Origin of the sequence: Rummeliibacillus sp. SL167 (genome assembly GCF_007896505.1) — a bacterium.
Taxonomy (GTDB): domain Bacteria; phylum Bacillota; class Bacilli; order Bacillales_A; family Planococcaceae; genus Rummeliibacillus; species Rummeliibacillus suwonensis.
This window is the reverse complement of the sequence record NZ_VCBM01000003.1, coordinates 348175-374828: the sequence shown is the minus strand read 5'-3', so window position 1 is coordinate 374828 and position 26654 is coordinate 348175. Positions and strand designations below refer to the sequence as shown.

The 26654-nt window shown below is 36.1% G+C and carries 20 protein-coding genes and 1 pseudogene; 13 read left to right on the top strand and 8 right to left on the bottom strand.

The genetic code is table 11. The annotated features are described in order from the left end of the window. Window positions 1-397: 397 nt before the first annotated feature. On the bottom strand, window positions 398-559 hold the full coding sequence (locus FEZ13_RS19680; RefSeq protein ID WP_186725946.1) for a hypothetical protein: 162 nt from the start codon (window positions 557-559) through the stop codon (window positions 398-400). Between the two features lie 796 nt (window positions 560-1355). Between FEZ13_RS19680 and FEZ13_RS15195 the strand changes: the two genes are divergently transcribed. The 4 genes from FEZ13_RS15195 (at window position 1356) to allB (ending at window position 5511) form a co-directional block, all read left to right on the top strand. After that, window positions 1356-2066 carry an ABC transporter ATP-binding protein gene (locus FEZ13_RS15195; protein ID WP_146553374.1) on the top strand — a complete coding sequence of 237 codons (711 nt, stop codon included), beginning with the start codon at window positions 1356-1358 and terminating at the stop codon, window positions 2064-2066. 13 nt (window positions 2067-2079) lie between these two features. After that, the gene (locus FEZ13_RS15190) at window positions 2080-2922 is read left to right on the top strand and encodes an ABC transporter permease (protein WP_146553373.1); all 843 of its coding nucleotides are present in this window, start codon (window positions 2080-2082) and stop codon (window positions 2920-2922) included. A 27-nt stretch (window positions 2923-2949) separates the two neighbouring features. Next, complete coding sequence (locus FEZ13_RS15185) at window positions 2950-4005, top strand: ABC transporter substrate-binding protein (protein ID WP_146553372.1); 1056 nt, start codon at window positions 2950-2952, stop codon at window positions 4003-4005. A 198-nt stretch (window positions 4006-4203) separates the two neighbouring features. Further along, entirely contained in the window at window positions 4204-5511 is a 1308-nt protein-coding gene (gene allB, locus FEZ13_RS15180; protein ID WP_146553371.1) for an allantoinase AllB, read from the top strand. A gap of 352 nt (window positions 5512-5863) precedes the next feature. Here allB and FEZ13_RS15175 read toward each other — a convergent pair whose 3' ends face one another. Beyond that, on the bottom strand, window positions 5864-6862 hold the full coding sequence (locus tag FEZ13_RS15175; RefSeq protein WP_146547835.1) for an inorganic phosphate transporter: 999 nt from the start codon (window positions 6860-6862) through the stop codon (window positions 5864-5866). Window positions 6863-6877: 15 nt separating this feature from the next. Next, window positions 6878-7498 carry a DUF47 domain-containing protein gene (locus FEZ13_RS15170; RefSeq protein WP_146547836.1) on the bottom strand — a complete coding sequence of 207 codons (621 nt, stop codon included), beginning with the start codon at window positions 7496-7498 and terminating at the stop codon, window positions 6878-6880. Window positions 7499-7782: 284 nt separating this feature from the next. Here FEZ13_RS15170 and FEZ13_RS15165 point away from each other — a divergent pair, with 284 nt between their 5' ends. From FEZ13_RS15165 to fumC, 4 genes are all read left to right on the top strand, one after another. Continuing rightward, on the top strand, window positions 7783-8313 hold the full coding sequence (locus FEZ13_RS15165; protein WP_146553370.1) for an NfeD family membrane protein: 531 nt from the start codon (window positions 7783-7785) through the stop codon (window positions 8311-8313). Between the two features lie 35 nt (window positions 8314-8348). Beyond that, window positions 8349-9881, top strand: a complete 1533-nt coding sequence (locus tag FEZ13_RS15160; protein WP_146547838.1) for a flotillin lipid rafts scaffold protein FloT — start codon at window positions 8349-8351, stop codon at window positions 9879-9881. Between the two features lie 314 nt (window positions 9882-10195). Further along, a complete protein-coding gene (locus FEZ13_RS15155; RefSeq protein ID WP_255473200.1) occupies window positions 10196-10732 on the top strand; it encodes a PCYCGC domain-containing protein in 537 nt (178 codons plus the stop codon). A 161-nt stretch (window positions 10733-10893) separates the two neighbouring features. After that, window positions 10894-12276: a class II fumarate hydratase gene (gene fumC, locus FEZ13_RS15150; protein ID WP_146547839.1), complete on the top strand. Its 1383-nt coding sequence runs from the start codon at window positions 10894-10896 to the stop codon at window positions 12274-12276. A gap of 320 nt (window positions 12277-12596) precedes the next feature. Here the strand turns inward: fumC and FEZ13_RS15145 are convergent, their stop codons facing one another. Next, entirely contained in the window at window positions 12597-13052 is a 456-nt protein-coding gene (locus FEZ13_RS15145) for a GTP cyclohydrolase, FolE2/MptA family (RefSeq protein ID WP_146553369.1), read from the bottom strand. Between the two features lie 23 nt (window positions 13053-13075). On the opposite strand from FEZ13_RS15145, the pseudogene FEZ13_RS15140 reads away from it, so the two are divergent. Next, window positions 13076-13261: pseudogene (locus FEZ13_RS15140) on the top strand (porphobilinogen synthase); the annotation flags it as partial. 99 nt (window positions 13262-13360) lie between these two features. Here the strand turns inward: FEZ13_RS15140 and FEZ13_RS15135 are convergent. From FEZ13_RS15135 to FEZ13_RS15120, 4 genes are all read right to left on the bottom strand, one after another. Beyond that, window positions 13361-15094, bottom strand: coding sequence for an FTR1 family iron permease (locus FEZ13_RS15135; RefSeq protein ID WP_146553367.1), 1734 nt, complete (start codon window positions 15092-15094; stop codon window positions 13361-13363). Further along, window positions 15069-16349 carry an iron uptake transporter deferrochelatase/peroxidase subunit gene (efeB, locus tag FEZ13_RS15130; RefSeq protein WP_146553366.1) on the bottom strand — a complete coding sequence of 427 codons (1281 nt, stop codon included), beginning with the start codon at window positions 16347-16349 and terminating at the stop codon, window positions 15069-15071. Before efeB ends, FEZ13_RS15135 begins: the two co-directional genes overlap by 26 nt. Window positions 16350-16355: 6 nt before the next feature. Beyond that, a complete protein-coding gene (efeO, locus tag FEZ13_RS15125) occupies window positions 16356-17231 on the bottom strand; it encodes an iron uptake system protein EfeO (RefSeq protein WP_146553365.1) in 876 nt (291 codons plus the stop codon). Window positions 17232-18205: 974 nt separating this feature from the next. Continuing rightward, complete coding sequence (locus FEZ13_RS15120; protein ID WP_146553364.1) at window positions 18206-19366, bottom strand: class I SAM-dependent methyltransferase; 1161 nt, start codon at window positions 19364-19366, stop codon at window positions 18206-18208. A gap of 603 nt (window positions 19367-19969) precedes the next feature. Here FEZ13_RS15120 and putP point away from each other — a divergent pair. The 4 genes from putP (at window position 19970) to FEZ13_RS15100 (ending at window position 26597) form a co-directional block, all read left to right on the top strand. Next, on the top strand, window positions 19970-21457 hold the full coding sequence (putP, locus tag FEZ13_RS15115) for a sodium/proline symporter PutP (protein WP_146553363.1): 1488 nt from the start codon (window positions 19970-19972) through the stop codon (window positions 21455-21457). A gap of 456 nt (window positions 21458-21913) precedes the next feature. Then, window positions 21914-22606, top strand: a complete 693-nt coding sequence (locus FEZ13_RS15110; RefSeq protein ID WP_146553362.1) for a VOC family protein — start codon at window positions 21914-21916, stop codon at window positions 22604-22606. Between the two features lie 124 nt (window positions 22607-22730). Then, on the top strand, window positions 22731-23999 hold the full coding sequence (gene hflX / locus FEZ13_RS15105) for a GTPase HflX (RefSeq protein WP_255473199.1): 1269 nt from the start codon (window positions 22731-22733) through the stop codon (window positions 23997-23999). Window positions 24000-25109: 1110 nt separating this feature from the next. After that, complete coding sequence (locus FEZ13_RS15100) at window positions 25110-26597, top strand: peptide MFS transporter (RefSeq protein ID WP_146553360.1); 1488 nt, start codon at window positions 25110-25112, stop codon at window positions 26595-26597. The last annotated feature ends 57 nt before the right edge of the window (window positions 26598-26654 follow it).

Here is a 26654-nt window from a genome sequence, read left to right as displayed (position 1 = left end):
CAATCTTTTATAAAAACAATCCACATCAACCAAATCAAAAATCATTAGGTTTGATAACGGAAATTACTCATAAGTGAATGGACCAAGCCTATGCTGTTTGAAAAACTGAATTATGAAGTTAACTCTTTTGTATGAATTTAAAAAAAACGTTATTCATCGATTTTTCGAATAGCGTTTTTTTATTTGAGTTACAAGACTTAGTGTTATCAAGGGGAGTTAATAAAGATAATCATTATCACGCGTGTTGATTAGGCAGAAATTAGGAAATATTTTTGATATAATTCTTAAAAAAACATGTATTTTTCGTTTCATTTATATAGATCTTCGCTGCGGCTTGCTTGAGTCCTCTATTAGGCTTGCGCATTTCCTTCGTGCGATGTGGATTCAGGAAGTCCATTCAATGTCCCGCGGGAAAAGCGAATAGATGAGAACCCGCAGCGCAAGCGATTAAGGAACGGAGTTGTAGTGCGCCACGTCCTGTGGCAACGACTCCGTGACCAACATCCTGTGGCCCCCAGCATTCGCCCGCATGAGTCGTGCAAGCCTTCGCTGCAATCAACGAATTCTCCCTATCTTCATGGATAAAATTGGATAATAAACATGCCTGAATCATTATATTACCATAGAGAGATTTTCTTAAGATTCCCTTGTAGTGGTTCAAATGTCTTTTAAACAAGGGAGTAGTCTCTTTTGCATTGTGAAAATTTCTATAAGTCCATGGTTTTAACAAGGGGTTGCCAATCGAAAAGGTTCAATTGGAATGATAATTAGAATTGAAATTGTAGAGATATTAAAATAGGATTTTAAAAGGTAGAAATCAATGTTAATTTTTATGACATTGATTTCTGCTTTTTATTATTCATTTAGCTCGCTTTAACGGGCAGTAGACTCCATCTCAAGATTTAAAGAGAAACGAGAAAGATAGATGGAAGATTAACTGCCACATGCGTCCGATTGGTTTGGGCGGGCAAGATGTTGGTCCCTCAGGTGTTGCCATAGGACGTGGCGCTTTTAACCTGAGTTCTTCTATTTCAGTGGGGGGATGAAGAAAACCCCCACTAATGGAAGCTTCACTTTATGCATGGAATAGAAGAAAATTGGATAGGCGCTACGCTTGATACTGTTTATAAGTAGCAACATGGAATCATTTGTTACTTCTTCTATGTAAAGGGTTCGGTCATTTTCAAAAGTATTATATGACAAGAAAATGAGCCATTATTGAATTATGGTTTGTACAAGTTGCCTAATGTATTATAGATAAATTGTTAATATTACTAAAGAATATTAATGTGAGAAAAAATATAATAACCATGTAATAAAAAATAACGTATAAAATAATGTAAGAAGGTGTTTGTATGGAACTTGTGTTAAATAATATAAAAAAGAGTTTTGGTGACAAGATTGTCTTGCAAGATATCAATCTAGAAGTTGAAGATGGTGAATTTGTTTGCATTCTCGGTCATAGTGGATGTGGTAAATCAACTATGCTGAACTTAATCGCAGGTTTTACAAAACCGGATTCTGGGGACATATCAGTCAATCGAGTGCCCATTGGCAAGCCTAATCAGGAACGTGGGATTGTCTTTCAAGAGCACGCCCTGTTTCCTTGGTACACTGTTTTTGAAAATATTGCTTTTGGGCCAACTGTTCAGGGGAAGTCAAAAGAGGAAGTACAAAAAATCGCTTATAAATATCTTCAGATGATTGGCTTGGAGCCATTTAAACATCATTATCCTTCAGAACTATCAGGAGGGATGAAACAAAGGGTAGGGATTGCAAGAGCTTTAGCGGGTCAGCCCAAACTCCTTTTAATGGACGAGCCTTTTGCGGCACTTGATGTATTTACAAAAGAAACGATGAGAAAAGAATTAATAGATATTTGGAATGAGCTAAAGACGACTATTATCTTTATAACGCATGATATTGCAGAAGCTGTTTACTTAGCTGATCGTATTGTTGTAATGAAACAAGGTGTAATTGCGGCGGAAAAACAAATATCAATGAAGCGACCAAGGAAAATAGAAAATTCTCTTGTTCAAGAATTGCAACAAATTCTAATTAATTAAGGAGGCTTGTGTGATGACTATGAACACTATAGTAGATGAGCAACAGAAAGTTCACACGGTAAGCAAAAATAAAATAAAGAATGACAACAAATTATCGTGGGTACCAATTGTTGTTGTTATCGCCCTCTGGGAACTGTTTGCTCGATATAATTTGCAGGCAGAAATGTTTAATCCAAAATTTTTACCACCTCCCTCAATCATCATTGCCCAAATGTGGGAATTGGTACAAACAGGTATATTAGTGAAAAGTATTGTTGCAAGTACTATTCGTGTATTTATAGGATCTATGATTGGAATCGCGTTAGGTGTATCGGTTGCATTGCTAATTGGTAGTAATAGAGTCATTGACTATTGGATGTCCCCTATTTTGAACATCTTAGGGCCGATTCCCGCATTGGCCATTTTACCTTTATTTATTATTTGGTTTGGTATTGGAGAGTTGCCAAAGATCATTTTAATAGCTTGGACAGTGTTTTTTCCAGTACTCACCAATACACTAGATGGTTTAAAATCTGTTAATTCGACATTAATTCGTTCAGCAATGAGTTTAGGAGCCTCACGTTTTCAAATATTTAAGCGCGTTATTACACCGTCCATTTTACCTAACGTCTTAGCAGGTTGCCAAATCAGCTTAGGATTAGCATTTTCGGCATTAGTCGTATCAGAGATGTTAGGGGCGACATCAGGGTTAGGTTATATCATTGTTGATGCGCGAAATTATTTCAAAATTGAAAATATGTATGTTGCCATTATCGTTATTGGATTGGAATATAGTTTATTCTCTATTTTCTTTAAATGGATTGAAAGAAAGTTATTATCTTGGAGGAAGAATGGGTTATCGGCAGTAGAAAAATAAAATAAAAAAGATATCGGAGGAATTTATATGAAAAAGTATTTATCCATTTTAGTTGTGTGTGTAGTAATGATACTAGCTGCGTGTGGGAAAGATTCATCTAAAGATCAAAGTTCAAATGGAAGTACAGATGGTAAACTGGAAAAAACAGAAATCGAATTAGTTGGTGTTCGAGATGCACAAATATCTTCTCAACAAATCATCGCTGATAAGAAAGGTTATTTTAAAGAAGAAGGATTAACAGTTAAAAATAAATTAATCGAAAGTGGCCCAGATATTGCACCGCTTGTGTCAGGTGGCAGTGCACCTATTAGCTTACAAACAAATTTTATGGATATTATTTTAGCCTCAAATGGAGTAAAGGTAAAAATTGTTTCACCTTTAGCGCAGATTGCAGGTACTCAAGCAGTAGTCGCTGGACCAAAAGCTAATATTTCATCCCCAAAAGATTTAGAAGGTAAAACGATTGGTATTCCATCAGGAGCAGATGTTCAAATCGCTATCAATAAAATGGCGGCAGAATACAATGTAGACATGAAAAAAGTAAAAGTAGCGAATTTAGCACCTAGTGATGCTTTAGCGGCTTTACAAAATGGTAGCATAGATGCTATGGCGGCATGGGAACCGTTTATTACGAAGGCAATTGGAGAAGGTGGAAAACTTCTATTTAGTGGAACAAAAAGTTATTTAGAGGGCAATGAGAAAGAGGTGGATTGGATGAGTGTACATTCAACGCTACAAGTAACCGATGATTATCTAAAAGAAAATCCGAATACTGTAAAGGCAGTTATTCGTTCATTAGAAAAAGCGACGATATTTATCAATGATCACCGTGAAGAAGCAGTGAAAATATTAGCTCCAGAACTCCATTTGTCAGAAAAAGAATTAACAGAAATTATGAATCGTAACGTTTATAATATGCAAGTTGACGATTCATTTATCGATGGAAGTAATGGGAAAACTGTAACAGATTACTTAATGAATACAAATAATATTTCAAAAGTTCCCTCACAATCAGATTATATTGATCTTTCTTATTTAAAAGAGGTAAATAAAGAGTTAGTAAAAGCAGATGTAAAAAAATAGAAATAACTTCTTTTATGAATGACTATTTATTAAAAAAGGATACGTGAAAAGTAAACTTTGATGAGTGATTACTCTATGATGAAGAAATTCTTGACATAAAAAAGTACCCTTCAATGGATGCATGGTTATTGGAAAAGTCGGACTATCTCAAAAAAGGTGAAAATCATTTCAAACGTGACGTTTAAGGGGAGAGTTTCAATGTATGAAGTTATTATTAAAAATGGAAAAATTGTTACAGCATCAGGAATTATACGAGGAGATATTGCTATTCAAGATGGTAAAATTCAAGTAGTAGCTACTAAGGTTAAAGAGGATGCCATACAGGAAATTGATGCAACGGATCAGTTTGTTTTTCCAGGGTTAATCGATATACATGTTCATTTTAGCGAACCAGGGCGAGAAATTTGGGAAGGGTTTAAAAGTGGTTCGCAAATGCTTGCGGCAGGAGGATGTACAACATTTTTTGATATGCCATTAAATTCTATCCCAGCAACGACCAATGCAGAACGGGTTCGTGAAAAGCAAAAACTAGCAAAGCAAAAATCAATTACCCATTGTGAATTGTGGGGAGGTTTAGTAGATAATAATGTTGAAAAGTTAGAAGAGATGGCAAATGCCGGGGTGATAGGGTATAAAGCTTTTATGCCAAGAACGAATGATCCAACTTTTGAACATGTACAAAATGAGATATTATTAAAAGGAATGAAAAAAATTGCAAAGTTAGGAAAAATACTAGCTTTACACGCAGAAAGTGATGAAATCCTACAATTTGCTTTACAAGAAGCCAAAAAAGATACTTCTGCAACGATTGCAGGAAAATATTTGAACTCTCGACCAAAAGAGGCTGAACTAGAAGCTGTAAGTCGCGCCATTTATTACAGTCGATTAACACACTGTCCGTTGCATTTTGTTCATATCAGTACAGCGGAAGCAGTGCATATTATTCAACAAGCAAGAGATGAAGGACTTGATGTGTCATTAGAAACATGTCCTCATTATTTGCTCTTTAATAGCACTGCCGTTGATCAGATAGGGTATGATGCTAAATGTGCACCACCTTTACGTGAAGAAAAAACAAGACTGGCGCTATTGGAGGCTTTTAAAAGAGGAGAAATCGATATGCTTTCTTCGGATCATTCACCTTGTACAAAAGATTTAAAAGATCCAGATCAATATGACATATTTAGTGCATGGGGAGGTATTAATGGTGGGCAGTTCACATTTTTAGCGGCGCTAGAAATTGCAAAGAAGGAAAATATACCTTATTCAGATTTAATTTATTATACATCCATTCACGCAGCGAGAAGATTTCATCTAAAAGATAAAGGAAGTATTGAGGTAGGAAAATTAGCAGATATTGTTATTGTTTCAGAGAAAGACTTTATTGTCCAACAAGATAAAATGTTGTCTAAAAATCCACAAAGTATTTATGAAAGGCATACTTTTCTACATACAATTGAATATTGCTTAGTTCAAGGTAGGATCGTTTATAATGCTAAACAATAATAAGTGAGTCAATTTTTCTTCGTGAGGTGTTGATTCAGTGAAGCTCATTCAATGTCTAGAGAGAAAAGCTTGAGCTAGACCCGTAGGAACGATGAAAGGGACGAGGTCTTAGCTCGCCGCGTCCTATACTGTGGCAACGGCTTCACATGATTATTAAAGAAATTAATTCAAGTAGAAATAATTTTAGTAAATGTAAAAGTACGAACGCTCATTTAAGCAGCATTCGTACTTTTAATTGGAGAATAAATTAAAAAGTATTTTTTAATATGATCTTTTAAGAGTTAAATCAATCATCAGTTGATAGATGTGATCTTAACAAGAAACAGTCAGTATATTTTAAAGTGATCATATTTTATAAAAACAGATTGAAGATAGAAAAGATTGTAGCGCCTAATAACGCAGCTATAGGTAATGTGATTACCCAAGTAATGACGATTCTACGTGCAACTCCCCAATGGACCCCTTTCGCATTTTGTGCAGCACCTACACCCATAATAGAGGAAGAAATGACATGGGTTGTAGAAACTGGCAAGTGTAAATGCGTAGCGCCAAAAATAATGATGGCAGAGGATAAGTCAGCCGCTACACCATTCACCGGACGAATTTTCATAATTTTACCGCCAACGGTTTTAATAATTTTATAACCACCGATTGAAGTACCCAATCCCATAGCAGCAGCACAAGCGACACGTACCCATAGAGGTATATCTTCCCCAGTTTGTAGTCCTGATGCAATCAAGGCCATTGTAATAATCCCCATTGATTTTTGGGCATCATTTGTACCATGTGTAAAGGCTTGTAGAGCGGCTGTGAAAATTTGTACTCTTCGGAATTTTTTATTCGTACGATACAAATTTAAGTTCTTGAATATTCCCTTAAATAGGGACATCACTAAAAACCCGAAGATAATTGCGATAAATGGTGAAAGGAGTAAGGCTTCGATAATTTTGATAAATCCACCAAAGTTAATAACAGAAAAACCAGCAGCGGCGATTGCAGCTCCAGCTAGAGAACCAATGATTGCGTGTGATGAACTTGAAGGGATTCCTAAGTACCATGTTGCCAAATTCCATATAATGGCTGATATAAGTGCAGCTAGTATAATGAAAGATCCGTTACTGAGCGCAAATGGATCGACAATATCTTTTGCCAATGCTTTAGCAACACCAGTAAACGTAACAGCCCCAACAAAGTTCATCGATGCGGCTAAAACTACAGCAAGACGTGGTGAAAGTGCACGAGTAGAAACAGCTGTAGCAATGGCATTTGCAGTATCATGAAAACCGTTTATGAAGTCGAATAATAGTGCGAATATAACAACAAGAACGGTTGCGATTATTATAGTATTCATGTGTTTCTACAACTCCTATGCATTTCGCATTATAATAGTGTCCATTGAGTTAGCGACATTTTGACAATAGTCGGCTACTTCTTCAAGTTGCTCATAAATATCTTTAAATTGAATAATGCGGATAGGATCTTTTTCATGTAAGAATAGTTGTTTAATGGATGTCCGTAATACTTCATCGCATTTACGTTCATAATCCTTAATACGGATAGCGTGTTTACGCATATTAATCAGCTTTTTATTCGTTAAGTGTTCCATTGCAGTAGCGATTTCATCCGTACTTAGGATGATATATTTTAAGAAATCTCTCATATAATCATCGACTTCTGTTAGTGAGAACATTTCAAAGTGAGCAATACAGTCTTCAATGCCATCTAAAATATCGTCCATTCTTACGGCTAATTCTAAAATATCCTCACGTTCGATAGGTGTCATGAATGATTTGTTGAGCATCTGGATTAATTCATGAATGAGTGAGTCCCCATCTGTTTCATATTTTTTTAATGTTACGCTAAGCTCTTTCAGGTCTGCAACGCCTGTTATTTTAAAATCATCAGCATAGTGAGCTGCTTCATTTACATTTTTAGCAACTTTCAAAAGCGCAGCAAAGAAAGGGTCCTCTTTTTTTGAGCTGAACATACAAAGCCTCCTAATTTGTATACAAAACATTAAGATTTTATTTATTTATTTTTAAACGCAACTATAATCATAACAAATTGAGCAAAAAATCCATACAACAATTATGTGAATTATTTCAAACTTTACAATCCTGTAATATTTCAAATGTATATACATCAAGTGAAATTTCCATAAATGGAAATACACTTCTAGATAATGTGAAATAACCAGAAAAATTGAAACTTTTACTGATATTTATCCGTATAACTTATTGAAAGGGCAAACAATGGTTAAAGGGGGTGTAGATGATTGATGTAAATTCTTGGTCTATTGACCAGTGGTATTTGTACTCATTAATATTCTTAGCTATTTGTATGATTTTATATCTTTTTTTTGGTGATATAGTTGATGGAATTGGAGAAGGGATTCCTTTTTTTAACCCTACCGTCATCTTGGCCTTTTTGACTTTCCTCACAGCACTTGGTTTTATCTTCGAGACGTTTACATCATTAAATAGTATTCTTATTGCTGTTATTTCCGCAGTTATTTCATTTGTAATCGATATTTTGATGTATTATTTCATACTAGTCCCTTTAAAATCAGCCGAGGTGTCAATGGCTTATAGCGAAGAATCTTTAGGCGGTCAAGTAGGAAAGGTGATTGTCCCGATTCCTATTGATGGCTTTGGTGAAGTAGTGGTTGAAACAGTCAACGGTATTATTTCAAAACGTGCAACAAGCTATGATCATGTGTCCATACCATATGATTCGAAAGTGCTCATCGTGGAAGTGAAAGAGGGAACTTTATATGTCAAAGAATATGAGCCGTTATTTTAAATGATTAGAAAGATAAAAAACAGGAGGAATGAAATATGCCAGTTTTATTAATCGTAGGTGCTATTGTCGTTGTTGTTTTGTTGGCGATTATCGGGGTGTATATAACGAAATATCGAACAGCAGGTCCAGACGAAGCACTCATTGTTACAGGTAGTTACTTAGGTTCCAAAAACGTACATACGGATGAAGGCGGAAACCGTATTAAGATTATCCGTGGTGGTGGTACATTTGTTTTACCAGTGTTCCAACAAGCCGAACCACTTAGCTTATTATCCAGTAAATTAGAAGTTACAACGCCTGAAGTTTATACAGAACAAGGCGTACCCGTAATGGCTGATGGTATTGCCATTATCAAAATTGGCGGTTCAATAGCCGAAATTGCAACAGCTGCGGAACAGTTTTTAGGCAAACCAAAAGAAGAACGTGAAAACGAAGCAAAAGAGGTACTCGAAGGCCACTTACGTTCGATTCTAGGGTCTATGACCGTTGAAGAAATTTATAAAAACCGTGATAAATTCTCACAAGAGGTACAACGTGTTGCTTCACAAGATCTAGCAAAAATGGGGCTCACTATCGTATCTTTCACGATCAAAGATGTACGAGATAAAAACGGTTACTTAGATTCACTAGGAAAACCAAGGATAGCACAGGTTAAGCGTGATGCAGATATTGCAACGGCTGATGCTGAAAAGGAAACGCGTATTAAACGCGCAGAAGCGGATAAAGAAGCACAAAAGGCAGAGCTAGAACGAGCTACTGAAATTGCAGAAGCAGAAAAAGAAAATCAATTGAAAGTAGCAGAATTCCGCCGTGAACAAGACATTGCAAAGGCTCGCGCTGACCAAGCGTATGAACTAGAAACGGCACGTGCAAAACAAGAAGTCACAGAACAAGAAATGCAGATCCAAATCATTGAACGCCAAAAGCAAATCGAATTAGAAGAAAAAGAAATTCTCCGCCGTGAAAAACAATATGATTCAGAGGTAAAGAAAAAAGCGGATGCAGATCGTTATGCCATTGAACAAAACGCAGCAGCAGAAAAAATGAAACAATTAGCTCAAGCGGACGCAGAAAAATATCATATAGAAGCGAAAGCAAAAGCTGAAGCAGAAAAAGTCCGCCTAGATGGTCTGGCAAAAGCTGATTCAGAGCGTGCGCAAGGGGAATCAGAAGCGGAGATCATCCGTCTGAAAGGTCTTGCAGAAGCCGAAGCAAAACGTAAAATCGCAGAAGCTTTCGAACAGTTCGGTCAAGCTGCTATATTAGATATGATTATCCAAATGATGCCTGAATATGCAAAACAAGTAGCAGGTCCATTATCAAACATCGATAAAATCACGGTTGTGGATACTGGCAGTGGTGAAGGCGGAGGTGCCAATAAGGTGACTGGCTATGCAACAGACTTAATGGCAACCTTACAAGAAACACTAAAAGCATCGTCAGGTATTGATATGAAAGAATTGATCGAGAACTACTCAGGCAAGTATTCGATTCGCCCAAGCATTGAGCGATTGGCTGATAATGTACAACCAAAAGAAGATGTATCAGCCGCAACAACTGAAGATTGATCCATTTTTGAATTGCCGTATAAGCTGGTTATCATTAGCTTGTGCGGCAATTTTTTTATGAAAGAAAAGGCTTTAAAGCTTTTATATGGGAGGAAACAGGATTTATCCCGCTTTAACGGGCAGTACGCCCCCCATCTCAAGTTTTAGAAGGAAACAAGAAAGATAGGGGGGATGAAGAAAACCCCACTGATGGAAGCTTCACTTTATGAAAGAAAAAACTTTAAAGCCCTTATATAGGATGAAACAGGATTTATCATGATATATAAAACCCTCTAAGGTATAATGAAAGAAAAAGCTGACGAAGGAGTTTTACAGTGAAGAAAAAATGGTTATCCATGTTATTAGCAAGCACGATGCTTATAGCAGCCTGTGGTAATGATACAGATGAATCATCGAAAAAAAAGCATGTAGAACATGAGCAAACAGAAACAACGCAACAAACGAATCATGCTCATCATCAACATACGTTAGCCAATGGCGATCTCCAAGAGGAAACAGCATCAGTGGATGTATTGCCAAGCTTTTTAGATCAACAATCAGAAGATTTAAAATTGGTTTATAAAGCTGCTGGGAAGGCTACAGAAATTTTAAAATGGCTGCCTTGTTATTGTGGATGTGCAGAAAGTGCTGATCACAAAAGTAATCTAAATTGTTTTATTAAAGAAGTAAAAAAAGATGGCACGGTTGTTTGGGATGATCATGGAACACGTTGTATTGTTTGTGTGGAAATTGCGATTAAGTCGATTGAACAAGCACAAAAAGGGACAACACTTAAAGAAATCCGCGAACAAATCGACCACGATTATAAAGAAGGATATTCACAGCCAACGCCAACACCGATGCCGTCATAGGGGTTGCTTAGAAAAGGTGGGGTAGACAAAAAATAGCTTCCAATTTTTCAAAAGATTTTTGCGATAATTTAAACAGAATTGCAGACAATTGAAGCAGAAAACGCTATCATAGTAGTTGAGAGAAAACAAAACTCATCGTAAAAGAAATGGAGATGAACAACTTGGAATATCGTATTGAACATGACTCTATGGGAGAAGTAAAAGTACCTGCAGATCACAAATGGGGTGCTCAAACTCAACGGAGTAAACAAAACTTTAAAATCGGTTCTGAACATATGCCAATCGAATTTATTCATGGCTATGCATTACTTAAAAAATCAGTAGCAAAAGTTTGTGCTGAAATCGGCACACTTTCACAAGTTAAAGCAGATGCTATTATCCATGCTGCAGATGAAATTATAGATGGTAAGTGGGACAATGAATTTCCACTCGTTATTTGGCAAACAGGTAGCGGTACTCAAACGAACATGAATGTCAATGAAGTAATCGCTCACTTAGGTAATGAATATTTGGAAGCTCAGGGCAGTGAAGAACGCCTACATCCAAATGATGATGTCAACAAATCTCAAAGCTCAAATGATTCTTTCCCAACAGCTATGCATATTGCAACTTCCATTGCAGTAGAAGAGAACTTATTACCAGCTTTGCGTCAAATTAAAGCAACTTTAAAAGCAAAATCTGAAGAGTTCATGCAATTGATTAAAATCGGCCGTACACACTTACAAGATGCGACTCCATTAACATTAGGACAAGAAATCAGCGGCTGGTTACACATGATCGAGAAATCAGAAGAAATGATTGCAGAAAGTGCTAAACATATGTTAGAACTTGCAATCGGTGGTACAGCAGTTGGTACTGGATTGAATACTCCTGATGGCTTCGATCAAAAAGTAGTGGCTGAATTATCAAAAGCTACAGGTTTGAAATTCGTTGCATCACCAAACAAATTCCATGCACTAACTTCTCATGACCAAATGGCAACGACTCATGGTGCTATGAAAGCACTAGCAGCTGATTTGATGAAAATCGCTAATGATGTTCGCTGGTTAGCTTCAGGTCCACGTTCTGGTTTTGGCGAAATCTCAATTCCAGAAAACGAACCGGGTTCATCTATCATGCCAGGTAAAGTAAACCCAACTCAATGTGAAGCTGTTACAATGGTAGCGGTGCAAGTTATGGGGAATGATGTAACCCTTGGCATCGCCGCATCTCAAGGTAACTTTGAATTGAATGTGTTCAAACCAGTTATCCTTTATAATTTCTTGCAATCCGTTCAATTGTTATCTGACGTTATCCGCAGCTTTGATGAACACTGTTTACAAGGCATTACTGCTAACGAAGATAAACTTGAACATTTCTTAAATAACTCATTGATGTTAGTAACTGCTCTTAACCCATATATTGGTTATGAAAATGCTGCTAAAATCGCGAAACATGCTCATAAAAATGGCTTAACATTAAAAGAAGCAGCACTTGAAACAGGTCTTCTAACAGAAGAACAATTCAATGAATGGGTTGTTCCAAGCAAAATGATTAAATTCTAAGATTTTGCCCTTTCTATTAGTTGAATTATTTGTCTGGTAAAGATGGGACTGTAGATGATCTCGAATTTTTCGATTTGTTCTACAGTCTTTTTGTGTGTAAAAAACTTTTCCATGTATAGGTTAGGGACAATTGGTCATCACTCATGAAAGTTTATTTCCAGAATTGTGGATTTGGATTGTAGGTGGAAAATCCCTATTTGCTTGGATTTAAAATCTTTTAGAGAAGAAAAAGGAAGGAATAACTGTCTGTAAGAAGCTCAATTGGTTCAACCCATATATAGTGAAGGATGAAGAAAAATCCTACTATGAGAAATGGCACTTTATAGATGGATTTGTGCTATTGCATTGTGGGCATGAATAGATTCTTCGTTTTCACAAATGACTTGTTTATGATCTAGCCACTTTACATCTGAGAGATCTACGGCGATTAACCGTGCTAAATCCTCTACAAATCTAGGGTTTTCATAAGCATGCTCGGTCACATATTTTTCATCCTGCCTTTTTAAAAGAGAATGGATTGGTGCGCTGGCATTATTGATCGCGATATCTTTCAATTGTAATTTCCAATCACTAGGAATAGATTCCACGCTTATATTTCCGGATATCGTTATTTTACCTCGTTGATTGTGAGTACCATACTTACTTATTTCTTTGGAGCATGGGCAAAGTGTTGTTGCAAAGCAAGTGAGCGAAACGAAGTTCATCATTTTCTCTTTCGAATCAATAGTGCTTTCAATACTCACTTCTCCATATTGAAGATTGTTGTTTTGACCAATGGGAACTCACACCATAAAACTATCTTTCAATCGTTGCTTATCAAGTAAGTGGAGAATACTCAATGGTAAAGGCAGCTGCCATAAATGGTTGGATTGAAGAGAAAAAAGTGATTGAGGAAATTTTAATTGGTACATTTAGGGCTGGTGCGGATGCAATAATCACTTATTTTGCAAAAGACTATGTCAAATGGCAAAAAGGTATATTATGAGAGTGCCTTTTTAATAGGAAAGAGGAAAGCCTAAATAGGGTATGTATACAAAAACAGCATGCTAGGAGTAACCCTGGCATGCTGTTTATTTTATGGTATTTATAATCGATTGTTTTTTCGTTTTTTATAAATAATTGTTAGAGCAATTAAAACAAGTAGTATTACTTGACCGATGATGGTTTCAACTGTTGGGTAGAATCCGATTGCTGCCCAAACAGGTACACCATTTAGAACAGTTGAAGGCAATGTATCGGTTAATTGTAATGTATGAATACTTACACCAATAATTTTAAATGCAAGAATATAGATGAAAATCGTCGCAACTGCAAAGAATCTGTGTATAGGAATCTTTCCACTTACACGTAATAGCAAGAATGCTACAACAGATAAAATGGCAATTGCTATTGCGATTCCTAGAGAGAAATCAGCTGTTGACATTTTAGGTGCGATTCCCATATAGAAGATCAATGTTTCAGCACCTTCACGGAAGACAGAAAGGAAACTGATAAAAGCCATAGCCCATACGCTTTGTTTTGACATTGCATGATTGATCTGTTTGGCTATATAAGCATTCCAAGCTTTGATATTGGACTTACTATGCAACCATACACCGACACCAATCATCATAGCTGCAGCGATCAAACCTACATAACCTTCAATCATTTCACGGCTAGTATTAATTGTTGAAGAATTAAAAATAGTTGACATCAATATAGCTAAAACAGCACTAACAGCGACTCCGATGCCTGCGCCAATATAAATCCATATTTCCATATGGCGATTGCCTGATCTTTTCAAGAAAGCAACTAAGGCAATGATAATAAGTAATGCTTCTAAACCTTCACGAAGAAGGATTAATGCAGAATCCCAAAAACTATAGCTTTGATCATCTTGGATCAATTGAATTTGTTGTTTAAAGTTATCAAGTTGTGAGTTGATATCTTTTGTGTCAACGGCATCCTTCATCAGGTCGCTAGCAATAATCGGCATATCACTTTCGATCTTTGTATAAAGAGAAGCATTCTTTGTACGGATGTCGCCTTCCACATTCGGCCAAGTTGTAATGAATTTTTTGACAGTTGAAGCTGCTTTTGTATAATCTTTATCATCGATTTGCGTTTTCGCATCATCGATTAAATCAATCAACGTTTGTAAAGAGTAAGTGCCATTGGAAGTAGCAGATACTTTTTTATTGTTACCAAAAGCGGTAATGTATTTTTTTAACGTGTTAAATTGATCCTGAAAATCATCCATACTAGGATTTTCATCCGCAAGTGTAATTCTCATAAAAGATATTTGAGTTTCAATTTGTCCATATGCTGCAACGTCATAGGAACGTACTGGTTTTTCTTTTTGGTTCCAAAAAATATTGAAATGATTATATTCTGCTTTCAGCTTGTCTATGTTTCCTTCTTTCATTACTGTTTCTAATCGATTCAGTTCAGGAGTCATAGTTTTGAGGAACGTTTTTCTCTCAGCTTTTTCATCGACTGGATTTTCAGCTTTTTCAAGAGCCGTTAAAGCCTTTGAGAGAGCCGTTAACGTTTTTAAACGCTCATCATCAGTCGTTGCAGATTTCGCTTGATCTAAAGCTTGTTCAACAGCCTTCGATTCTTTCGATTCCTTGACGCCAGCTTTGTTCCAGCTTTCTTCAAATGCTTGAACAGCTTTCTCAGCTTTTGTATCGTTCCCTTGTTTGGAATTCATAATGGCATCGCTAATCGAAATATATAAATCCCTATATGATTCAGCAGCGAAGACAGGTTGTACAGTTGCCAGTAAAACAAAGAGTATGATGATGAATTGACTACAACGTGTTAAATAATGCTTCACCTATATAACTTCCTTTTTTAATACCTGGGAAGCAAGCAAAAACCCCACTTCCTCGATGGGTAATATATTCATTCATTTTATCCAAACGACCAAAACTGTTTTGGATTTTAATAAATTGTTCAGGATTTTTTTGGAAAGAAATAAACACAAGCCCGGCATCATAAGTACCAGTTGAGTCAATAACACCTGAAGAATAAGAATATGAACGGCGCATAACTCTAGCTTTCGCCTTTTTTGCTAGAAAAACATGTGAATCTTCTGGAACAATATAGTTGCCATTTGCATCTTTCCGTTCAATTTCCATATCATCAAATTCACTTTTTTTACCAAGTGGTGCACCTGAATCACGATGGCGTCCAAATGTATTTTCCTGCTCAGATAAAGCAGTGCGATCCCATGTTTCTAAATGCATTTGAATGCGACGGACGACTAAATAAGTGCCGCCTGTCATCCAAGGTTTAGAATCACCGGATTGTACCCAAACGACCTTATTCATATCTTTTTCATCAGAGGTATTTGGGTTTTCTGTACCATCTTTGAAAGCGAATAAATTACGAGGTGTTTGTTTTTTACCGTTTTTCATAGGAAATGAATTGAACCCTGCTTGTGACCATTTCATAGTTACTTTACCTGATGCGGCACGAATAAGATTACGTACTGCATGGAATGCGACTTGTGGATCATCCGCACAAGCTTGAATGCAAATATCCCCACCTGTATATACCTCTTCTAGCTGATCTTTTGGAAAATGGGGTAAATCTTTTAATTCTTTTGGTTTTAAAGAGGAAAGACCAAGTTCTTTCTTCTCAAATAAAGATGGACCAACACCAAATGTAATGGATAAGTTGCGAGCATCTAAGCCCTTTGCTTCACCAGTATCTTTTGCCGGAATCAGCGTATTCTTGTATACGCCGATCACATTGCCATTCATCATTTGAACGGCAAGAGGTGTCCACATTTGGAACAACTCTTGCAATTCTTTTTTAGATTTTACTAAAACATTTAATGAAGCAAAGTAGATATTCGTCTGTACAGCAGTAGCAATACCAGATTGATGCTTGCCGTAAAAGTTTACTTTATTGGTGGCGCTGGTATCATCATCTTCTAAAAAATCCTTGCCAAATGCTTTCAGAATTCCTCCCATGCCGGAAGCGCCGATTGCGATTCCAGCGGCCCCAGCACCTGTTACTTTCAGCATTTGTCTGCGTGTAATCTTTTTATCTAGCAATTTTTCATCATCGTTTGTTTTAGTCATTTATAATCACTCCACTACGACTCCCATTTGACTTAATGGTTCACCTAATTGATTTACAGCTTCAGATAAAGTTTTTGTATCATCTTTTGTTAGTTCTGTATAAGAAACATAACCGCCATCTTTTGTTTCATATTTTGCAAGTAAATCATTAACAGCTTTGAATTTGTCAGCTAAATTTTTGGCTAAATCAGCATCTTTTTCTTTCAGCTTATCTTCTAAAATAGTAAAGATTTTTTCTGCGCCTTCAACATTAGCTTTGAAATCATATAAGTCAGTATGAGAATAGATTTCTTCTTCACCAGTAATTTTTGAAGTAGATACTTCATTTAATAAGTCAACAGCACCTGTTATCATCAAATCAGGTGTTACATCAGCAGTTTCAACACGACCACGTAGCTCTTTTGCATCTGCAAGCAATTGATCAGCTACTTTTTCATAACCTTTAGTAGTGTTCTTTTCCCATAAACCGTACTCGATTTTGTGGTAACCAGTCCAGTCTTCAGCACCTTTACCTTCATCTTTTAAATCAGCTAAACGAGCATCAATGCGAGGATCAAGATCGCCGAAGCTTTCTGCAATTGGTTCAGAACGTTCATAGTACATACGAGCTGTTGGGTAGATTTCTTTTGCCTTATTAATATCACCATCTTTAACAGCGGCTACAAATTTCTCTGTTTCAGTAGTGAATTTGTCTAATTGATCAAGAGCGAAGTCTCTGTATGCATCCACTTCTTTTTGTAAATCAGCAGTTGATGAGGCATCTTTCGTTGTTTCCTGCGTTTTCGTCTTGCTATCGTCCTTTTTCGCATCATCAGCACTGTTGCATCCAGTCATTACGACGCTCCCTGCTAATAAAATGGCTAATAATGATTTTGTTTTCATCTATTATATCCTTCTTTCCAATGATTTTTTTGCATCATCTAGGTCTTTAATAACAATGATAATCATTATCAATAAAAAATCAATAGAATTTAGGAAAGAATTTTTATTGTAACCGATATGACAAATAAAGAAAACAAAGTAGTTCTAAGTCTGTCAAAATTTTTCAAGGAAGACCCCGTTATATGCATATATAGTAAAAAAGATACAAAAAACAAGTCTAAATAAGAGATATAGAGTTTACTAATAGAATAGAAATGTTAAAAAACAAGTTTATTTATTAGAACTTCTCTTATGAATAAACGGCATCAATTTTTTTGCTTTCGATATAAAAGCCTTCAATTAAACGAAATAAGTTGAACTTCCGATGTCAACTAAAATCATACAGAAAAACATAGTCAATAATCAATATAAAATTCACACGTGTTGATTTGACAAAAATTAGGGGTGTCTTTTTGACATAGTTTTTGAAAAACTCTGTATTTTTAAGACCATTTATATAGATTGGAGTGGAGGCTTGCTCGACTCCCGCGGGAAAAGCGAATAGATGAGACCCCGCAGCGTAGCGAGGAGGCTCAGCATTCGCCCGCATGAGTCGTGCAAGCCGGAGTGGAAATCAACAAATCCTCTTATTTTTATGGATTAAATTGGATAATCAACACGCTTGTATAAAATTAAAATAATATGCGTATTGATGGTTCAATGGTATTCATAAAATAGACATTATCGATTTATTTTCGCCACGGCTTGATTTCCTGCGGCGTGTAGCTTACGACGTTTCCTTCGCTACCATCTATCTATAGTAGACTAGAAATGATTGTCTTGTTATCAGCTAGTATTCATTCTATTTTTTTCAATTAGCAAACTAAAAAATAATCTTTTAAAATCACATATTTTAACGAAATAATAGTAATAAAAAACATCATGTCTGAAAAAACATGCCTCATCAGAAAATGGGCATGTTTTTTAGATTCTTCTTATTCGAGATATTCTTTGAGTTCGTTTTCTAGAAAAGGTTTAGCTGATAAAAATTCTGTAAATGCGTTGTAACGAGCTTTTTGCACAATAGTTGGTTGTTTACCAGTATAGTAAGCACGGATCAAGATATTCTTGGGTGTATGTTCCATATCGATAAATTCTAGAAGTTGTACATCGTAACCTACCAGGCTTAAAATTTCTGCACGGATCGAATCAGTTGCTAATGCTGCAAAACGTTCTTTGATGATCCCATGTTGTAGCATCACATCGAGAGGGGCTGATTGTAATTGACGATGGAGTTCATGCTGACAGCAAGGAACACTTAAAATGACTTGAGCATCCCATTTTACAGCACGGGCTAATGCCATATCTGTAGCAACATCACAAGCGTGCAGCGTAACAACCATATCAACGGACGTTTCATCATTGTAATCATTAATATCACCAACTAAAAATTCAAGCTGATCATATTGCAAGTCTTTGGCAATTTCCGCACATTCTTCGATTACTTCTTTTTTTAAATCAAGACCCGTGACATGGATATCCAAGCCCCTTTCAATTTTCAAGTAGTGATAAAGAGCGAATGTTAAGTATGATTTACCAGAACCAAAATCTAAAATGCGAATGGTCCGATCCTTTGGAAGATAATCTAAAGAATCATGGATAAATTCAATGAAGCGATTAATCTGTTTGAATTTATCATATTTTTGTTTTTTTACTTTGCCTTCTGGAGACTGTATCCCAAGCCGGACTAAAAATGGATAGGGCTTGTCGGGGTCAAGTAAATAATTTTTTTTACGGTTATGTGATAACTCGACCTTTTTCTTTTCCGTTTTTTCGGTTTTCCGTAACACTTTATTTTTCTTAGAAAGTTGAATATGGATATTTTCTCCTATAAATTCACCTTGGAATTGCCGAAACTGGTCAAATAACTCATTTAAGCTTTGTCCAATTAATGATAATGGTATATTTTCATGTTTTAAAATGCGTTCATATTGATATTCTAACTGAATATAGTAGATTCCCTTTAGTTTTATTGGTTTTAACTTAATCCGTTTCAGATCGCTTGATTTTGTACGTGGTTGACTGATGGTTGCTGATACAAGTTCTTCCTTCAATAAATGCTCAAGCAATCCTTGTTTCATTTCATTAATATCCATCTTGCGTCGCCTTCTTTGCCATTTAATCGTTGGCATAAGTGTATCATAATTTTAGCTTTTCTAAACACAGAGCTAGGCCCCTATTTATGAACAATTAGAAAAAGAATAGTAGAACATCATGAATTCAGTAGAAAACAAGTAAGAAGAACATGTAGCTAAGCGGAAAATGAAATATTTTTCTTAATAGAGAAAAGGAGATTTCAAAAGCATGTTTTGAATTTGCAAAAAAACGTATAAATAATCATTTTTTAGAGGTTATTAATAACAGAATTTTATGATAACATGTAGTAGATAAAGTGAAACTTTCATCCGTGGGGGGCATCCCGCACTAAACTAGGGGAACTCAGGTTAAAAGCGCCACGTCCTGTGGCAACACCTGAGTGACCAACATCTTGTTGGCCCGAACCAATCGGGCTTATACGGGCAGTTGCTCCTCATCTACCTATCTCGATTGAGGTGGAGCTTACTGCCCGTTAACGCGGGATAAACTTGTAAGCATATTATTTTATAGTTTCATAGTATTCATATTTTATTCATAAATATGGTAGTAATACGTGTGGATTATAGAAAAATTTGAATACAAAAATAAAGGAGGATTTCAATATGTCCGACAATATGTATCAATTATTGGCCATTCTGATTTATATGGTCGCCATGTTATGGATTGGTTGGTACGCATTTATGAGGACGTCCAATTTAACGGATTATATGTTAGGAGGGCGTTCATTAGGTCCAATGGTTACCGCATTAAGTGCAGGAGCTGCAGATATGTCTGGTTGGCTATTAATGGGGTTACCTGGGACTATTTATGCAAACGGTTTAGTAGAAGGATGGATCGCCATTGGTTTAACAATAGGTGCCTATTTAAACTGGAGACTTGTTGCGCCACGTTTGCGTATGTATACACAAGTGGCGAATAATTCTATTACGATACCAAGCTATTTAGATAATCGTTTACGTGATCATACAAAATTACTTCGAATCACTTCAGGACTTATTATTCTTGTATTTTTTACATTCTATGTATCTTCAGGGATGGTATCAGGCGGCGTATTCTTTGATAGCTCTTTTGGTTACAGTTATCATACTGGTTTACTAATTGTATCGGGTGTTGTAGTTGCTTATACGTTATTTGGTGGATTTTTAGCTGTTAGTTATACGGATTTTATTCAAGGTTTAACTATGTTTTTAGCTTTGATTACAGTACCGCTTTTTGGATTGTTCAAAACAGGAGGGTTTTCTCAAACAGTCGCCTCTATTCAAGAAGTAAAGCCTCATTTATTGAGCTTTACTGCTGGAGGTACAGCATCGGCTGCAGTCATTATTTCAGCGATGGCATGGGGACTGGGGTATTTTGGTCAACCGCATATTATTGTTCGTTTTATGGCTATTTCTAGTGTCAAGGAAACAAAACAAGCTCGTCGTATTGGAATTAGTTGGATGTTCTTAAGTCTATTCGGAGCAATTTCTACTGCTCTTGTAGGGATTGCCTATTATCAACAAAATGGTTTGGAATTGAAAAATCCAGAAACAGTATTTATCGCATTGGGTCAAATCCTATTCCATCCATTTATTGCAGGCATAATGCTAGCAGCCATATTAGCGGCCATTATGAGTACTATTTCATCCCAACTCATTGTCACATCTTCTGCGTTAATAGAGGATATTTATAAAGCCATTTTCAAAAAAGATGGATTGGACAAACATTATGTTTTTATGGGCAGATTGGCCGTGTTAATCGTATCGCTAATCGCTATCGCACTTGCATGGAACCAAGATAATAAAATTTTAGATTTGGTGGCATTCGCATGGGCTGGTTTTGGTTCAGCATTTGGTCCAATTATTTTACTTTCTTTATATTGGAGAAAGCTAACAAACTGGGGAGCATTTACAGGCATGATCGTTGGTGCTGTTGTCTCTTATGTTTGGGGATCAATTGATTCGCTTCATGTAAAGTTATATGAAATCGTTCCAGGGTTTGGCTTTGGGTTGCTCGCTGCTATTATCGTAAGTCTACTGACATATAAGAAAAATAATGAGATTGAAAAAGAATTCAATGACACATTGGATTTATTGCAAAAAAATAAATAATACAGGTGTGTAGATTATCTAATTTTATCTATTCAATATAGATCATCGACTGATTTCCGCTAAGGCTTGCTTTTCTGCAAACGTATGTTAAGTTTGCTTCTTGCGAAACGCTCGCCTATAGATGACTATTCTAAAATCTATCTATTTTTTACCTGTATATTCCAAAAATAGTATGTTAAGATTACTCTTAGCATACTATTTTACTTTCGGAATAGCATCATTTTATCCTGTAAGAATAGGTGGTCAGCATTTATCTCTAAATAAGTAAAAAGTAGCGAAGGGTGAGCGGGGAAACAACTGCTTGAAAAGATGGATTGGTTTAGGCGAGCAGGATGTTGGTCCCTCGGTGTTGCCATAGGACGTGGCGCTTTTAACCTAAGTTCCTCTAGTTCAGTGGGGGAAAATGAAGAACACCATTGTGTGAAGTTTCACTTTATAGATAAGGGGATGAGTGAGATGTTTGAGTTAGATCATGTGGTATATTTTACAAAAAAAGCACCGAGAGATATCGTAAAAGAGGTTGCGATAGAAGAGGTACATCCTGTTATGGGAGGTCAGCATTTACATTGGGGTACATATAATGCTTTGCTGTATACAAAAAATAGTTATATTGAATGGTTGGCAATAGAGAATCTGGATATTGCCAAAAACACAACACAACCGCTTGTTCAGCAATTACTGTATGATATTGATGACGGAGAAGGATATTCTTCATTGTGTTTGCGTTCAGATGATTTGAAAGAGAGCGATCGCTATTTCCGAAAACTAGGTTATCAAACAACAGGCGTTATTCCTGCTGAGAGAAAAACGGAAGACGGCAAGATCATCAGATGGAAAATGCTATTTATCAAGCATAAGATAAATCATTCTTTACCTTATCCATTTTTTATTGAATGGGAGCAGCCTCTGCACAAGCGATATGAGATGTTAAAAGCTGATGGGATCATACAACAGGCGAATGAGGAGTTACAGATTAAACGCTGTATTTTTAATGTTCAAGACATAGAAAAAAAGCTAATCCAATGGGCGCGTTTATTATCCTTGCCTACTATAGGGAATACGTTGAAGCTTAAGAATACGACTTTTGTTTTTCAACAACTTCAAGAAGGAAAAGAACGGCTTCAAACGATCGATATTGTGAAAATTTGAGTTTTAGACATTTCCTATGTTAGGATGAACATAATTATAAATACGAATGGCAGGGGAGAGTGGGTGTTCTGCTCTTCTCTTTTTATTTTCAGTTCTTGGCAGTATTTACGAAGGGGGAAAATTTTTGAATCCATTTATCGAAAAAGCAATCTTAGTTGGAGTGAACTTACGTAATGATATTCATTTTGACTATTCAATAGAAGAATTAGGTAATTTAGCTGAAGCTTTAAATGTAGAAGTAGCTGGTGTAGTGACTCAAAATCTAGAGCGTATCAATCCTTCTCACTATGTTGGAACGGGGAAAATAGAGGAGATCAAAAGTTTTTATGCTGCAACAGAAGCAAATTTGATCATATTCGATGATGAATTATCACCATCCCAAATCCGAAATTTGGAGAAGGATCTGGAATGTAAAGTGATTGATCGTACGATGTTAATTCTTGATATATTTGCTAAACGAGCAAAGTCAAAAGAAGCTCAAATGCAAGTAGAATTAGCTCAATTACAATATATGCTCCCACGTTTAGTAGGACTTCGTGATTCGTTAAGCCGTCAAGGTGGCGGAACAGGTGGAGGATTTAGAAACCGTGGTGCTGGTGAAACAAAACTTGAATTGGATCACAGAAAAATTGAAGATCAAATCGCTAAGCTTCATAAGGAATTAGATCATGTAAAAGAACAACGTGAAACGCAAAGAAAGCAACGACGCAAAAGTGAAATTCCGATTGTCTCAATAGTGGGTTATACAAATGCCGGAAAATCCACTATTATGAACCAATTATTAGAAAAAACAAATCAAGAAGTTCATAAACAAGTTTTTGAAAAAAATATGCTGTTTGCAACGCTTGAAACATCGGTCAGACAAATTACCTTACCAGATAATAAAAGCTTCCTATTAACGGATACAGTTGGTTTTGTCAGTAAGCTTCCACACCATTTAGTGAAAGCATTCCGTTCCACATTGGAAGAGGTGAGAGATGCAGATTTACTTTTACATGTGGTAGATGCATCAAATGCGGAAAATCAGTATATGATGGAAATTACAAATAATACTTTACAGGCAGTAGGCGTAGAGGATATCCCAACCATATATGTATTTAATAAATCGGATTTAGCTAATCTTGCCTATCCATATGTCAACAATGATCAAATTTGGATATCTGCAAAGGAAGGAAAGGGACTGGATGAACTGCTCCAACTGATTCGCCAACATATTTTCTCAGATTATATAACTTGTACTTTGTGTATACCGTATGATCGTGGTGATATTGTATCGTATTTGAACGAATATGCGCATGTCTTAAAGACGTCATATGATGAAAAGGGCACCATTCTTCAAGTTGAGCTTCACGAGGTAACAGCGAAAAAATATCAGGCATTCTGGTTAAACTAATAGAATAATCCCAGGTGAAGATAGCGTGTTAGGAATAATCCTAGCACGCTATTTTTGATATATAAATAAAATCTATATAGTCTTCTGTGAGAAAAATATTTATCTTAAAACACATGTGTTGATTTTACAAAAATCAGGATACCTATTTGGTATAATTTTTGAAAAACCCTGTATTTTCAGGACCATTTATATAGATTGGAGCGGAGGTTTGCTCGACTCCCTCTTAAAATGTTGTTATATCAACGTTTGCTAGAGTTTTTTCGTGTGAAAAAAATTTTTTCTTGGCCAAGATAGAGTGAGAACTAGTTTGATATTTCCATTTGTTTAAATAAATAACAATGTTAGTGTACGCTACGCTAAAACTAATTGGAAATGAATTAACTCTATTGCCATTATTTGATGCACATTAGATCTCTGCGATGCTTATGATGACGTACCCTCCCATGTCTCTTGGCGTCTAGCGCGTACATTCCTTCGTTCGGTCTATCCATAAGGCAGAGGCGGCTGGTTTGCTCCCGCGGGAAAAGCGAATAGATGAGACCCCGCAGCGTAGCGATTAAGGAACGGAGTCTAAGGGCGCCACGTCCTGTGGCAACGACTCCGTGACCAACATCCTGTTGCCCCCAGCATTCGCCCGCAGGAAAGCGAGCAAGCCGGAGTGGAAATCAATGAATTCCCCTATTTTTATGGATTAAATTGGATAATCAACACGCCTGATCTTAAAAAGGTGATAAAAATCAACTTTTTTAACGACCTATTAGCTTTCAATTAAGTATTTTATTATATTTAAAAAATAATAGAGGGGATTTTTAAGAGGATGTGCCACAGAATGAAATGTATTTTTGAGAAAGACACATTTTTTCGTAACTTCTTTTTCTTTATAAGAAATAATATTTCATTAGTTTATGAAATTTATGGAAATACCTATATAACAGTATTTTGATTTATTTTAATAATCTAAAAATATGGAATTATCAATATTTCGCTGCTTTTTGACATTGCAAAATTGTGTGTGTATAATGGACAACATCACTATGAAATTACAAATTTATAAACTTTATAGTTTGAATTGTAAGATAATTTTTTATATTGAAAGAAGGAGAATTTTTTATGGCAACGAAAGAGGAAATTGTTAAATCAGTTCCTCAGACAGGATTTTTTGGGCATCCTAAAGGTTTGTTCAGTTTATTCTTTACAGAATTCTGGGAACGTTTCTCATACTATGGTATGAAAGCAATTCTTATCTACTTCATGTATGATAAGGTAAAAAACGGCGGTTTAGGATTAAGTGAAACTACCGCTGCATCGATCATGGCTATTTATGGTTCTTTAGTATATATGTCCGGTATTATTGGTGGATGGATTGCAGATAGAATTTTAGGTACTAGAAGGACTATATTCTGGGGTGGTATTTTAATCATCTTAGGGCACCTTTCTTTAGCAATACCAGGTGGTTTAACATTCTTATTCGCCTCAATGGTATTTATCATTATTGGTACAGGACTATTAAAACCAAATGTATCATCAGTTGTTGGTGATATGTATGCAGAAGAAGACACTCGTCGTGATGCAGGATTTAATATTTTCTATGTGGGGATTAATGCTGGTGCATTTCTCTCTCCATTAATCGTAGGTACAGTACAAAAAAATTATAACTATCATGTAGGCTTTAGTATTGCTGCAATTGGTATGGCAGTCGGTTTGTTTATGTACAAGCATAAGCAAAAAGAAAAATTAGGTCTTGCAGGTTTAGAACCTAAAAATCCGTTGACAGCTCAAGAACGTAGCAGCATTTTTAAAAAATTCATTGCTGCTGTTATTGTTGTTGCAGTATTGATTATAATTACCGCAATGACTGGCGTTTTGACAATTGGCGGTGTTGTGAACTTCTTTACAGTCATTGGATTATTAGCTCCAATCGCTGTGTTTATCTGGATGTTCACAAGTAAAAAAACAAAAAAAGAAGAGAAATTTCATCTTCTTGCCTATATTCCATTATTCATCACAGGTACAATGTTCTGGGTTATTCAAGAACAAGGTACAACGATTCTTGCAACTTATATAGAAAGACGTACGGACTTAACAGTAGGATCATTCAATATCCCACCTGCTTGGTTCCAATCTTTAAACCCATTATTTATCATAACTCTGGCACCAATCCTTGCTTGGATTTGGGTGAAAATGGGGAAACGTCAACCATCTACACCGATTAAATTCGCATTTTCATTATTCTTTGCCGGTATCTCATTCCTAATCATGATTATTCCAGCTATTTCTTCTGGCGGTAAAGAGTTAATTAGTCCATGGTGGATTGTCATTTCATTCTTCCTAGTTGTTATAGGTGAATTGTTAATGTCACCAGTTGGTTTATCAGCGACAACTAAACTAGCACCGGCAGCATTTGCAGCGCAAACAATGTCACTTTGGTTCTTGACAAGTACGGCTGCACAAGCATTGAATGCTCAATTTGCAAAACTATTTGCTAAAATTACTGAAGTTCAATACTTTGGATATCTAGGTGGAGCCTCTGTTTTGCTCTTCCTAGTTATGTTAATCTTAAGCCCATGGATTTCTAAGAAAATGGGTAATATTCGATAAAGTGAAACTTCTGTAATAAGAGTCACTATTTGTATAGCAACCTGTCCTAAAAATCAT